This is a genomic window from Aquimarina sp. MAR_2010_214 (genome assembly GCF_002846555.1).
Classification (GTDB): domain Bacteria; phylum Bacteroidota; class Bacteroidia; order Flavobacteriales; family Flavobacteriaceae; genus Aquimarina.
On the sequence record NZ_PJMS01000001.1, the window covers coordinates 180331 to 192724 of the forward strand.

The 12394-nt window shown below is 32.7% G+C and carries 13 protein-coding genes; 5 read left to right on the plus strand and 8 right to left on the minus strand.

Features of this window, described 5'->3' with window-relative positions:
• Nucleotides 1–95 precede the first annotated feature (95 nt).
• Entirely contained in the window at nucleotides 96–1385 is a 1290-nt protein-coding gene (locus ATE84_RS00760) for a mannosyltransferase (RefSeq protein WP_369828475.1), read from the plus strand.
• A gap of 13 nt (nucleotides 1386–1398) precedes the next feature.
• Nucleotides 1399–2226, plus strand: coding sequence for an alpha/beta hydrolase (locus ATE84_RS00765; RefSeq protein WP_101444996.1), 828 nt, complete (start codon nucleotides 1399–1401; stop codon nucleotides 2224–2226).
• Nucleotides 2227–2252: 26 nt separating this feature from the next.
• On the opposite strand, the gene ATE84_RS00770 is transcribed toward ATE84_RS00765, so the two are convergent.
• Together ATE84_RS00770 and ATE84_RS00775 are read right to left on the minus strand one after the other, a co-directional pair.
• Nucleotides 2253–3137, minus strand: a complete 885-nt coding sequence (locus ATE84_RS00770) for a pseudouridine synthase (RefSeq protein ID WP_101444998.1) — start codon at nucleotides 3135–3137, stop codon at nucleotides 2253–2255.
• Nucleotides 3138–3188: 51 nt separating this feature from the next.
• Complete coding sequence (locus tag ATE84_RS00775; RefSeq protein WP_101444999.1) at nucleotides 3189–4142, minus strand: carbon-nitrogen hydrolase family protein; 954 nt, start codon at nucleotides 4140–4142, stop codon at nucleotides 3189–3191.
• A 453-nt stretch (nucleotides 4143–4595) separates the two neighbouring features.
• Here ATE84_RS00775 and ATE84_RS00780 point away from each other — a divergent pair, with 453 nt between their 5' ends.
• Entirely contained in the window at nucleotides 4596–4934 is a 339-nt protein-coding gene (locus ATE84_RS00780) for a hypothetical protein (protein ID WP_101445001.1), read from the plus strand.
• 60 nt (nucleotides 4935–4994) lie between these two features.
• On the opposite strand, the gene ATE84_RS00785 is transcribed toward ATE84_RS00780, so the two are convergent.
• The 3 genes from ATE84_RS00785 to ATE84_RS00795 all read right to left on the minus strand — a co-directional run bounded on the left by ATE84_RS00785 (nucleotide 4995) and on the right by ATE84_RS00795 (nucleotide 8085).
• Complete coding sequence (locus tag ATE84_RS00785) at nucleotides 4995–5903, minus strand: geranylgeranylglycerol-phosphate geranylgeranyltransferase (RefSeq protein ID WP_101445003.1); 909 nt, start codon at nucleotides 5901–5903, stop codon at nucleotides 4995–4997.
• An 11-nt stretch (nucleotides 5904–5914) separates the two neighbouring features.
• Entirely contained in the window at nucleotides 5915–6850 is a 936-nt protein-coding gene (locus tag ATE84_RS00790) for a mevalonate kinase (protein ID WP_101445004.1), read from the minus strand.
• A gap of 149 nt (nucleotides 6851–6999) precedes the next feature.
• Nucleotides 7000–8085 carry a diphosphomevalonate/mevalonate 3,5-bisphosphate decarboxylase family protein gene (locus tag ATE84_RS00795; protein ID WP_158237146.1) on the minus strand — a complete coding sequence of 362 codons (1086 nt, stop codon included), beginning with the start codon at nucleotides 8083–8085 and terminating at the stop codon, nucleotides 7000–7002.
• 281 nt (nucleotides 8086–8366) lie between these two features.
• Here ATE84_RS00795 and ATE84_RS00800 point away from each other — a divergent pair, with 281 nt between their 5' ends.
• A complete protein-coding gene (locus ATE84_RS00800) occupies nucleotides 8367–8840 on the plus strand; it encodes a TspO/MBR family protein (protein ID WP_024772464.1) in 474 nt (157 codons plus the stop codon).
• 26 nt (nucleotides 8841–8866) lie between these two features.
• Complete coding sequence (locus ATE84_RS00805) at nucleotides 8867–9436, plus strand: TetR/AcrR family transcriptional regulator (protein WP_101445006.1); 570 nt, start codon at nucleotides 8867–8869, stop codon at nucleotides 9434–9436.
• Between the two features lie 108 nt (nucleotides 9437–9544).
• Here the strand turns inward: ATE84_RS00805 and ATE84_RS00810 are convergent, their stop codons facing one another.
• From ATE84_RS00810 to ATE84_RS00820, 3 genes are all read right to left on the minus strand, one after another.
• On the minus strand, nucleotides 9545–10333 hold the full coding sequence (locus ATE84_RS00810) for a hypothetical protein (protein ID WP_101445008.1): 789 nt from the start codon (nucleotides 10331–10333) through the stop codon (nucleotides 9545–9547).
• 110 nt (nucleotides 10334–10443) lie between these two features.
• Nucleotides 10444–11658, minus strand: a complete 1215-nt coding sequence (locus tag ATE84_RS00815) for an NAD(P)/FAD-dependent oxidoreductase (RefSeq protein ID WP_101445010.1) — start codon at nucleotides 11656–11658, stop codon at nucleotides 10444–10446.
• Nucleotides 11655–12332 (minus strand): glycerophosphodiester phosphodiesterase family protein, encoded by a 678-nt coding sequence (locus ATE84_RS00820; RefSeq protein WP_101445012.1) that lies wholly within the window; start codon nucleotides 12330–12332, stop codon nucleotides 11655–11657. Before ATE84_RS00820 ends, ATE84_RS00815 begins: the two co-directional genes overlap by 4 nt.
• Between the last annotated feature and the right edge of the window lie 62 nt (nucleotides 12333–12394).

Consider the following 12394-nt stretch of genomic DNA (forward strand, 5'->3'; position numbering starts at 1 on the left):
GGAAACATAATCGATTTTCCATCCTCCTTATTGTTGCTGGTTTACTTTTTTACTGGAGTTTTTCTTATCAGTTAGAACGAACAGATTTCATTAAAATGATCAGTCTTTGGGCTGCCTTATTTTTTGTTTCTTATAAAATCATTCAGCTCAATTCTGATAATTGGAAACTATTGGCCATTACTGCATTATTATTTCGGGTGGTCTTCTTATTTGCTATACCTAATTTATCACAGGATTTTTATCGATTTATATGGGATGGACGTATGCTTTTAGAGGGTTTCAATCCTTACTTATCCCTTCCCAAGGTATGGATAGCCCAAGGAAATGCTCCTATTGCACAAGCACAGGAATTGTATACCGGTATGGGAACACTTAACGGAAGTCATTATACCAATTATCCTCCTGTAAGTCAGTTTTGTTATTTTATCGCAGCCTTATTTGCCAGTAAAAGTATTTTGGGGTCTGCAATAGTATTTAGAATACTTATCATTTTAGCAGATATTGGTACATTTTTCTTCGGAAGAAAGTTATTACAATCATTCAACCTACCCGAAAAAAGAATCTTCTGGTATATTCTTAATCCTTTTATCATTATAGAACTTACAGGTAACCTTCACTTTGAAGCTGTGATGGTATTTTTTATCATATGGTCATTATATCTGTTGCATAAAGGCTATTGGTATTGGGCTGCGGTTGTCTTGGCACTTTCTGTTTCAGTCAAACTAATCCCACTATTATTTTTACCTTTATTTTTTCAGAAATTTATTCTTGACAAACAAAAGAATTTCAATACATCTAGCCTCACTATTGGATTACCAAAATTACTTGGCTTTTACAGTATCGTTATAGGCACATGCCTTCTAATTTTTGCTCCTTTCTTATCAGGAGAATTCTTAGCCAATTTTAGCAAAACAATCACTCTTTGGTTTCAAACTTTCGAATTTAATGCAAGTATTTATTTTATCATTCGTTGGATTGGATACCAAGTTGTGGGGTGGAATATCATTGAGACTACTGGTAAAATTTTACCCCTGGTAGTCATAGTAATCCTTTTAGGGCTAACCTTCTTTAGAAACAATCGAAGCACTCTACAACTAATTACAGGTATGCTTTTAGGTATTTGCATCTACTATTTTTTATCAACTACGGTGCATCCCTGGTATATAGCTGTTCCACTATCACTGTGTGTGTTTACAAAGTATAAGTTTCCGATCGTTTGGTCTTTTGTAGTTATTTTTAGCTATACTGCGTATCTTCATCCTGATTTTAAAGAAAACCTATGGATGGTAGGGCTTGAGTATCTTTTTGTTTTTACTATCTTTAGTAGAGAGATTATAAAGACTTATCGAAACAGAGCCCATAATACATTAGAAAACAACTCATAAAAGCATATCAATTTTGAAAATTAATTTCAGGAAAATAGGTCGTAGATTTGCAAGATTTATAGTGTTTATTGTTATCCTGATTCTTTCTGGATACCTGTTTTTATATCTAAGGCAAGAGCGTTTTTTCTTTAATCCAAAAATTTTGGGAAAAAACTATATGTATTCTTTTGATCAGCCTTTTGAAGAAATCAATATTTCGGTAGAAAAAGATATTACTCTTAACGCTTTACTTTTTAAAACAAATACTACCAGTAAAGGTCTTATTTTATATTTTCATGGTAATGCCGGAGCAATTCATGAATGGGGAAGACGCGCTTCTTTATACACAGAAAATAAATTTGACATCTTATTTGTTGATTACAGAGGTTATGGAAAAAGTGATAGCTTTTATGAAGAAGAATCAGAACTATATAACGATGCACAAAAAGTCTATGATTATGCCAAAACACGATATGATGAAAAAAACATTATCGTTTTAGGATTTTCTCTGGGAACAGGATTCGCTGCCTATACCGCAGCAAAAAACAACCCAAAACTCCTTATACTGGAGGCTCCTTATTATGCCTGGAATGATTTTATAGCAAGTATTGCACCTGTACCAAAGATGCTTATCAATTATGAAATCCCTTCGTATAAATTCTTAAAAGAAGTATCCTGTCCTATTCGAATTTTTCATGGTACTCATGACTTCCTAATTAAACCAGAAGAAAACTCTAAACGATTAGAAGCGTTATATCCCGATAAAATCAAACATACAATGATCAAAGGTGCTGGTCATAATGGTATCTATATCACTAAACAATACTATGATGAGCTCAAGAATTTGTTAGAACAATATTAATAAGGGTTTATTCTAAAATAAATGCTTTACATCATTCTAAGATTAATTACCTCTTGTTCAGTAAGTATTCTCCAGTGACCCCGTGGTAAATCTTTTTTGGTTAATCCGGCAAAGATTACTCTATCCAATTTGACTACACTGTAATTAAGATGTTCAAAAAGCTTATGAATAATTCCATTTTTAGCAGATTGCAATTGAACCCCTATTTCGTTTTTAGAAGCACCTTCTATATAAGAGATCTCATCTACGTTTATAAAACCTTCTTCTAATTTGATTCCTTTCTCTATTTTTTGAAGATCTTCAAATTTTAGATTACGTTCTAATTCTACGTGGAATATTTTACGAACTCCGCTTTTATGATGTGTTAGTTTCTTTTCTAAATCTACATCATTGGTAAAGAGTAATAATCCAGTTGTATTTCTTTCTAGTCTACCTACCGGTTTTAGTACAGATTTAGATGCATTTGCTACTAGATCCATTACCGTTTTAGTTTTCTCTGGGCTAGTACTGGTTACGAAACCTTTAGGCTTATTAAGCAGCACATATTCTTTTTTATGAGGAGTAATGAGTCGTCCATCAAACTTAACCTCATCGGTAAGCTTTACTTTATATCCCATTTCGGTAATGGGTTTACCATTTACCCAAACGCTTCCTGTTTTAATATATAAATCAGCATCTCTTCTAGAGCAAACACCAGAATTAGCCACATATTTATTAAGTCTTATTTCATCAGAATCAGAGAGTTTTTTTGGTGCTGCATTACTAGCTTTTTTTGCTAATGCCTTACCTCTTACATAAGGTTTATTTCCATAATTGGATTTACCTTTATCATTTGCATTCGACTTACTCTTTCCTTTTCCTTCCTGTTTTCTGCTAGTTTTCCCTTTACCAGAATTATCTCCACGACTCATATCTTAAATTTTGTGCAAAGATAATTGTTTAAAGCATAGGTACAACATCTATTATTCATCAAACCGAACTGTACTTTGACGCTTTCTATTTACATGTAACTGGGTCACATCTGGTCTTGAATAATGACCAACAGGATCAAAATTCTGGCGCTCTTGTAATACCCTGTTAAAATCTAAGGTTTCGATTAAGAGTCCTTCTTTATTCACTACAGGTTCCATTATCCATTCTCCATCGGGTCCGGCAATACATGAGCCTCCATTACCTAAAACATCAGGAGCTCGCTTTAAAATTTCATCCAAATGCGGAGTAGTTTTAGGGAAATCTTCTTTTCGCATCAAACTAGAAACCGAAATCACGTACGAACGAGACTCTCTGGCTATAAAGCGAGTAATATCTTTGGTGTTATAATCACTCCCCGGCCATACCGATATGTGTAAATTTTCTCCTTGACCATATAGTGCAGCTCTGGGCAAAGGCATCCAATTCTCCCAACAGTTTAATCCTCCAACAGTAAAAGCTTTTAGTGGATGTACCAACAATCCATTACCATCTCCCGGAGCCCAGGTTAATCGTTCTTCATATGTTGGCTGTAATTTACGGTGTACAGATCTAATCTCTCCCTTTTGATCAATATATACCAATGATGCATATAAACTATGTCCTCCCCGATCCATCGGTCGTTCAATAATTCCTAAATAAATAGCCATATTATATTGGGCAGCAAGTTCGCATATGGTATCCAAATCTCCATTTTCGATAACAATCGAATTCTGAGCATAATGTGCATGAATTTCTTTTTGGATCTTGCTATCGAATTTTGCGCCATCTGTTAATGATACCCAAAACGGATAACCTGGTAGTAATGACTCTCCAAAAACGATAAGTTCTGCTTCCTTGGAGGCCGCCTCAGTAATAGAATTTTCAATTTTTTTAATTGTAGCTGTTTTATCCAACCAAACCGGAGAGATTTGAGCCAATGCAACTGTTAGTAATTGATTTTTCATGAAAATGTATTAATGATGTATATTTTTATTCTCAGCAATCCAATATTTTTAAGAGGTTTCCAATATATGATTAACAAACAGTTAATATATAAAAAATTGATTTGCAACACATTAAATAATCAAAAAGCATTATGGTAAAACCTTGTTTTAACCTTATGGTAACATTAGAATTCTACTAATAACCTAAAAATTGATACTATTATGCTGCAAATATTAAGAATTCACTATTCTATAATCAATTTTATATTCAACCCTAAAAAGTAAACATATAAAAAGTATTTATTCTGCAAAGTTTAATTTACGTTAAAACCTACCTCTTTTAACATAATCGTAATCATTGTAATACATTCTAATAAAATAAAAAACGAAAATATTGGAGTATTGGACTCTACATTTGTCCTGTACAATTAAAACAAATAAACAGTTTAAACTCAAATCTTAAAACATAAAAAAATGAAAAAGTTAACAATTTTATTCGCAGTATTCGTATTAGGGTCAACGCAAATTTTTGCTTCAGACAGTAACCCTATTAATTCAGAACAACAATTAAGAAACCAAATCGCAACTCTTTTAAAGAATCCAGCATTTAATTTAAACAAACAACAACTTAATGCTAATATCGAATTTACTTTAAACGGTGAAGGAGAAATTGTAGTATTAACTGTAAACTCAGAAAATATTGACGTAAAAAGTTTTGTAAAATCAAGATTGAATTACAAAAAAGTAGATTCAAAAATATCTAATATAGGAAATAAAATATTTAAGGTTTCTTTGAAAATCTTAAAATCATAAGGAGTCCTCTTACCTACACAGAACAAGAAAGCAGTTGTACATAGTTACAGCTGTTTTTTTTTACCACAGAATTCTATCTAGAATCATATGTACATCAATTAAAATAATACTAAATGTTCCTGCTACTATAATAAGTTTCAAAATATTATGCAACCAAACATAATGTGTTCTTCCTGTTGACTTCCATATACCAAATAGAAAAGCAAAAAGCAATACAATACAGATATAAAAATAGAAATACATAAATCCTATCTCATATCTAGTGAGTAGAAAATAAATTGGAATACAAGAAGTCAAAACCAAAATACTCACTATTCTTTTTGAAGCTAGCTCCCCATACACAATGGGTATCGTTTTATAGTTCTGAGCAAGATCTCCTCTCAAATTCCCTAAATCTTTAATCATTTCTCTCATGATCAACATCAAAAACAAAAATGTTGCATGAACAAAAATGACTTCATCAAAATTTTTATAATAGATGAACACTGCAAAAAAAGGAGTTATCGCCAATAGGGAAGCAACAATATTACCAATTATCGGGAATTTTTTTAGTTTATGAGAGTAAAACCATATCCCAAATATATAGAGAGAGAAAAAAACAACAGCTCGAAAAGAAACATAACTAGCACAAACTACAGAAAGAAAATTAAGAACAAAATATCCCGTAAGTTTTGTGCGCTGACTCACTAATCGATCCAGCATGGTCTTTTGTGGCCTATTGATTAGATCTTTTTCTTTGTCATAAAAATTATTAATGATATATCCAGCCGCAATAACACCAGCAGAAGCTAATACAATAACAAATAAATTTGGATCAAGAATAACTTGTCGTAGTCTAATCTGAGGGGCTAAAATAAATATCGAAGTAAGATATTGTGCAAATACAATAATCAGAATATTATACCCTCTAACGACAGAAAATAAACTCAATAACTTGAGAAAAATGAGTTTGTTTTTTCTGGTAAGCATAACAATGCTTATTAAAAATTGTATACTACCTCTAACTTATAGTCCTTAAGTGAGGCTTGTGCTTTATCAAAATCCTGCGTAAATCCTAAAATATAACCACCACCTCCAGAGCCACATAACTTAAGATAATAATCATTGGTTTCTATACCATGTTTCCATAACGTATGAAATTGCTTAGGAATCATTGGTTTAAAATTATCTAAAACCACATGAGAAAGTTCTTTTATATTAAAAAACAGGGACTTAACATCTCCTTTTAAGAAATCATCTACACAAGCGTCTGTATATTTTACAAACTGATTTTTTAGCATACTACGAAATCCTTCTTGCTTCATGCTTTCCATAAAAATACTAACCATTGGGGCCGTCTCACCAACTATGCCACTGTCTAATAAGAAAACAGCACCTTTTTTATTCTCTACACTCTGAGAAGGAATTCCTGCCGGCTCAATATTGTCTTTAGAATGAATAAGAATAGGTAAACTAAGGTAACTATTTAACGGATCCAGACCAGAACTCTTTCCGTGAAAGAAAGATTCCATAAGTCCAAAAATCTCTTTGAGTTTTAATAATTTATCTCGAGTAAGATTTTCTAATACTGTAATTTTATTCGCTGCATATTCATCATAAATAGCAGCCACTAATGCACCACTACTTCCCACCCCATATCCCTGAGGAATACTACTATCAAAGTACATCCCAGAATTGATGTCAGAATGAAGTTTTTCAAAATCAAATTTTACCACTCCTTTATCATGAATCTCTTCAAGATAGGTCGCAAAATTTTTAAGATTTTCATTTGATTGTATAGCTTCTTGATCAGGTGTTTCTGATACTTTTAAAGCACCTTTAAAAAAATTATAGGGTATCGAAAGACCTTTAGAATCTTTAATAATACCATATTCTCCAAACAAAAGTATTTTAGAATAAAATAACGGTCCTTTCATCTATTATTATATGTATTTTTTAGAGCTTAGATAGAATCTTTGACGATTAAAGTCATCATTATCTTTATATGTTTAAAGATTTTTTAATCGAATCGATTTCATGATCTCTATAAATGTTATATCTAATTTGTCTCCTTACTAGGATAAAGTTACACTATTTTTGCTCCTAATCCTATTTTGTCGCAAATATACTGTCCATTCTGACAATACGCAACTAACTCGTTGGTAATGAAATCTAAAACTTGATTTTTTTCGGTATTTGGATACAAAACATGAACATTTGCCCCGGCATCCAATGTAAAACAAACTTTAGACCCTGTTTTTTCGCGATACTCCCAAATTTTATGAATTGCAGACAACGTATTAGGTTTCATTAATATAAAATAAGGCAAAGAAGTCATCATCATTGCATGTAGTGTCAATGCTTCACTTTCTACTACTTCGATAAAACCATCTACATCTCCCGAAATTAATATTTCTTTTAATTTAGAAATATTACCTGCTGCTTGTTCAAATCGTTTTGCTGCAAAAGGATGGCCGTGCATTAGGTTATGACCAACAGTACTACTTACTTGTTTTTCCCCTTTATCAATCAATAAAATTGTATCCTGATACTCATCAAAATTTTGATGAACAGAAAACGGAAATGGTATTGCATATGCATCACTGCTTCCACTTATATCCATATGTTCTCCCCAAACGGTGACAGGGCCTTCTATACTTCGGCATGCGCTCCCTGATCCCAAACGTGCCAAAAATGAAGATTTTTGAAGACATTCTGATTCCGAAATGCCTGGATTTATCTTTTTTTCTAACTGCATCAAGCAATATGCCAGTGCACTCATTCCACTAGCCGACGAAGCAATCCCACTACTATGCGGAAACGTGTTATTGGTTTCTATTCTGAATGTATATTGTTTAAGAAAAGGTAGATACTCTTGAATTCTTTCAAAAAAACTTTGAATCTTAGGTTTAAAATCTGGTTTAGGTTTTCCTTCAAAAAAGAGTTCAAAATCAAAATCTTTTCCAGCACTATCCTTCTTTTTATACGTCAAACTTGTTGTTGTTTTACAATTATCCAACGTAAAACTAATCGATGCATTCTCAGGTAATTGAATTGGTTTTTTACCCCAATATTTAACTAAAGCAATATTACTGGGTGAAGTACAAGTTACCATACCTTCTTCGGGTAATTTTGAAATTACAGGCGAGGTAAATTCTGGATAATCCGTCATAGTATACAATGATTTTAAGCAAAGATAAGTGTATCGTATATTTTAACACGTTTTATGTATTAGAAAATCTATGACATCTTGAAATCACTTTAAAACTACTGCCCAATTTATTTTCTAATTTAATTCAGGTTTAGCTATAATTATACAACACTAAAATCAAGAAAACATAACTGTAAATTGCACTTTTAAGTTTTAATACAAGATTCTAATGCATAAAGCAGGTTTAAGGGCATTGGTAGTAAAAATAAATTGCTATTTTAGTACTGCTCTAATGGGTTTCAATGAAAAAAAAATTATTTCGTATTGGTATTGCGGTATTGATATGTGGTTTGATAGGATTTTTGAGTAGTATCGCTACCCAAACTTCTGTTAACACATGGTATGCTGCTTTAAACAAACCTTCTTTTACTCCTCCAAATTGGATTTTTGGCCCCATGTGGATTCTGTTATATATTATGATGGGAGTTGCAGCTGGAATTGTTTGGAGCAAAGGCTTTTATCATAAATGGGTGAAAACTGCGTTATACCACTTTGGGTTTCAATTGTTGCTTAATGCTGCATGGTCCATTTTTTTCTTTGGATTGCAAAATCCATTAATTGCATTACTGGATATAATAGCCCTATTTATCCTATTACTGTTTACCATTAAATGGTTTACCGTAGTAAATTCTACTGCTGCCTACCTACTTATCCCTTATGTTGTTTGGGTTGCTTTTGCAACTGCATTAAATTTTGGCATATGGCAACTAAATTAGATCAGGAATAAGGAATATGATTTTTTATGAGTAAAAAAGCAATAGTCTTACAGACTACTCTAGAATTAATAACTAAACAAGGTATCAATGCCACATCTCTTTCTCAAATTATTAAGGAATCAGGTGTAGCAAACGGAACCGTATACCATCATTTTAAGAATAAAGAAGAGATCATTACAGAACTCTATTTGATGCTCACTCAGGATTTTGGGACGGTGGTGATGCGTAATATTCCAGAAGATGACATGAAGAAACAATTTACTGTCATGTGGCTCAATCTGTTCTATTACTTTGTCAATAATCCTCTTGCTTTTATATTTTCTGAACAGATTGCACGTTCTCCAGAAATTCCTCAATCTCTAAAAGATAAAGCAAGGCTATATTATGGTGACATCGAAAACTATTTTAAAAAAGGTATAAAGCAAAAGATGTTTAAATCTTACAATACCCTGGTTATGGAAGAGCTTTTCTTTGGAAATGTGGTGTCTCTTGTTAAGATACATGAAAATGAACAGGTCAAACTACAGGAAAAACACATTAATCAGGCTATCGAAATCTCCTGGAGAGGTTTTTTGAAAGATCAAACGATTATTTAATCGGGATTAAATAGACATCATGTAAAAAGCCTATCCTGCTATAAAGCAGCATAGGCTTTGCTTAGTATCCTGAAAATCTCGTACAAAACTTTGAGAATAAAATTTCATTTAATTAAACACAATATTTACACAAGAATCTTTATATAGGTTCTTAAGTACAAATTCTACTGCTCTTCGAGAATTACTTGTTTGGCCAATTAACCCTCCTTTATAGGTGATTTTTCCTGTATTTTCATTCCAATAATACTCTTTGCTCTCTGATTTAATAATCCGTTTTTTGTCTTTTGTCAATACCTGAAAAGCATTAAGCTCCTGGCTATACTCAAGCCCCGAAGGGAAATATACTTCGGCGATAAACTTAGTAGTGCCTTTCTCATAAAAGTAACAAACACATTCTCCTATATCTTTTGCTTCAGAGACCCGAACCATATTATTTTGTACAATCTTCCATCCGCCATTAATACGTATAGCAACCATATCCATTAGCATAGTTCCTTTTTCGGCAAGTCTTTTATCGACAAATGATTCAAAACTGATAACCGCAGAAATAGTTCCCGCTCTTTCTTTCTGACTTTGAAAAACTATTTTATCTACAGTTAATCTAAATTGATAATTATTATCATTAATAATATCGTCTAATTGAGAAGAAACATCTTTTTTAGTATAATTTTTTCTCACTAAAGTTCCTGATAGATTAACATAAACAGTATTTCCTCTATATTTTTCGTCAAATAAACTTAGTACATCTTCTTTTTGGGTTCCCTGGGTTAGTGCATTCATTTTATTGATATAATCTACCAATAACTTCTTTATGGGATCTTTTTCATTATAAGCTTTGACTAGATGAACACTACTAAATAAAAATATAAGGGTAAGAATAAGTGTAATTTTTTTCATAGTGATGGGGTATTAGTTAAACCCCTTTAAGATACGAAAAATTACTCAGAATCACTAATATTACCACATCACACTTTAACTCAAATCACTTAATTACACTGGTTTAATCATTATTTGGATGTTATTGCTTTTGCTGCAATAAAAGCTCCCGTCCATGCATTCTGAAAATTAAACCCTCCGGTAATTGCATCTATATTTAATACTTCTCCTGCAAAATATAAATTCTGATGCTTCTTACTTTCAAAAGTTTTAAAATTAACTTCTTTAAGATCAATTCCACCCGCAGTAACAAACTCCTCTTTAAATGTACTCTTTCCTTTTATCTTAAAAATTCCTTGAGTAAGCTGTTCTGATAGTGTTTTAAGCTGAATTTTACTCATATCGGCCCAACGAGTATCATTTTTTATTCCTGAAGCTAGTACTAAACTCTGCCATAGTCTTTTGGGCAATTCAAATTGAGTATATGTATATATCTGCTGTTTTGGATGTTGATCTTTGAGCACTTTAAGTTCCTCAAAAATTTCCTGCGATGAATAGTGCTGAAGCCAATTTACAATGATTTCAAAATTATACTGACATGCATTGAGTTCTATAGCTCCCCAGGCAGAAAGTTTTAAAATTGCGGGGCCACTCATACCCCAATGTGTAATAAGCAATGGGCCATCACTTGATAATTTTGAATGCTTAACCTGTACCGAAGCATTGGTTACTACACCAGGTAAATTCGCTATTCTTGGATCTTTACTATTAAAAGTAAATAATGAAGGAACCGCAGTGATAGTCTGATGCCCTAAATCCTGAACAATCTTCCATATTTTAGGATTACTACCAGTGGTGATCATTAGCTTGGTAGTCACAAAATCTCCGTGATTGGTTTCTACGAACCATTGTCTATCTTTTGGATAGAAATTTTTAACTGCATGGTTTTTTAAAACTTCAATCCCATGTCGTTTTGTCTCTGATAAAAAACAATTGATAATCGTTTCTGAAGAATCTGAAACCGGAAATATCCTACCATCATCTTCTATCTTTAGTGCTACTCCACGGCGATCAAACCACTCCATCGTATCACCAGTCATAAATGTATGAAAAGGCCCTTTGAGTTCTTTTTCTCCCCTGGGATAGTTCTTGCTTAATTCATTAGGAATAAATTCTGCATGAGTTACATTGCATCGCCCACCACCAGATACCCGAACTTTGGATAACACTTCTTTTCCTCGTTCCAGGATCGCTATTTTTAGTTTCGGGTTATTTTCTGCTACATTAATCGCTGTAAAAAAACCAGCTGCACCGCCACCAACAATTATTAAATCATAGTTCATCATGCAAAATTCGGAAAATCTGTGATGATACCCTCAACTTTCCATGATTTTGATTGTTCAATTTGTGTTTCCGTATTTACAGTCCATACATATATCTTGTATCCCTGGTTTTGTGCAAGATTTACCTCATCCCGACTTAGTGAAAAAATTGGGGGATGTATAGAAAATGCTTCTAATGCTTCGGCTATAGACAAAACTTCACTGATATTTACTTCACTTAACACACCTATCTTAAAATTAGAAGTAATTGTTTTTAGTTCGAACAACTGTGAATGATCAAAACTAGAAATGATAAAATGATCGTATTCCCAATCTGTATTTTTGATATAGTCTTCTAGTAATGCAACAGTAGGCAGAACTGTATTTTTGCCTTTCAATTCTATATTTAGTTCGCATTGTGCATTAATTATATCCAGCACTTCGTGTAATGTAGGTATTATAAATCCTTCTTCTGTTTCGAACTGCTGCAGCTCTTGCAAAGTATATTCTGACACATTTCCCATACCATTGGTAGTTCTATCCAGAGTTTTATCATGAATAACGACCAATTCTCCACTTTTACAGCAATGTACGTCTATTTCAATGCCATCTACCTCATAGTTCAAGGCTTTGGTGATAGATTCTAATGTATTTTCGGCAACCAAACCTGCTGCACCACGATGTCCGAATATTTTCATGAGTTAGGTATTTATCCATTTTCGATGTCCCAAGTTACTATAATACCAATTCTGATGTATAC

Bases quoted from the DNA above. Each gene is read 5' to 3' on its own strand.
- ATE84_RS00760 (WP_369828475.1), top strand. From the start codon at position 96: ATGATCAGTCTTTGGGCTGCCTTATTTTTTGTTTCTTATAAAATCATT.
- ATE84_RS00770 (WP_101444998.1), bottom strand. From the start codon at position 3,137: ATGAGTCGTGGAGATAATTCTGGTAAAGGGAAAACTAGCAGAAAACAG.
- ATE84_RS00775 (WP_101444999.1), bottom strand. From the start codon at position 4,142: ATGAAAAATCAATTACTAACAGTTGCATTGGCTCAAATCTCTCCGGTT.
- ATE84_RS00780 (WP_101445001.1), top strand. From the start codon at position 4,596: ATGAAAAAGTTAACAATTTTATTCGCAGTATTCGTATTAGGGTCAACG.
- ATE84_RS00785 (WP_101445003.1), bottom strand. From the start codon at position 5,903: ATGCTTACCAGAAAAAACAAACTCATTTTTCTCAAGTTATTGAGTTTA.
- ATE84_RS00790 (WP_101445004.1), bottom strand. From the start codon at position 6,850: ATGAAAGGACCGTTATTTTATTCTAAAATACTTTTGTTTGGAGAATAT.
- ATE84_RS00795 (WP_158237146.1), bottom strand. From the start codon at position 8,085: ATGACGGATTATCCAGAATTTACCTCGCCTGTAATTTCAAAATTACCC.
- ATE84_RS00800 (WP_024772464.1), top strand. From the start codon at position 8,367: ATGAAAAAAAAATTATTTCGTATTGGTATTGCGGTATTGATATGTGGT.
- ATE84_RS00805 (WP_101445006.1), top strand. From the start codon at position 8,867: ATGAGTAAAAAAGCAATAGTCTTACAGACTACTCTAGAATTAATAACT.
- ATE84_RS00810 (WP_101445008.1), bottom strand. From the start codon at position 10,333: ATGAAAAAAATTACACTTATTCTTACCCTTATATTTTTATTTAGTAGT.
- ATE84_RS00815 (WP_101445010.1), bottom strand. From the start codon at position 11,658: ATGATGAACTATGATTTAATAATTGTTGGTGGCGGTGCAGCTGGTTTT.
- ATE84_RS00820 (WP_101445012.1), bottom strand. From the start codon at position 12,332: ATGAAAATATTCGGACATCGTGGTGCAGCAGGTTTGGTTGCCGAAAAT.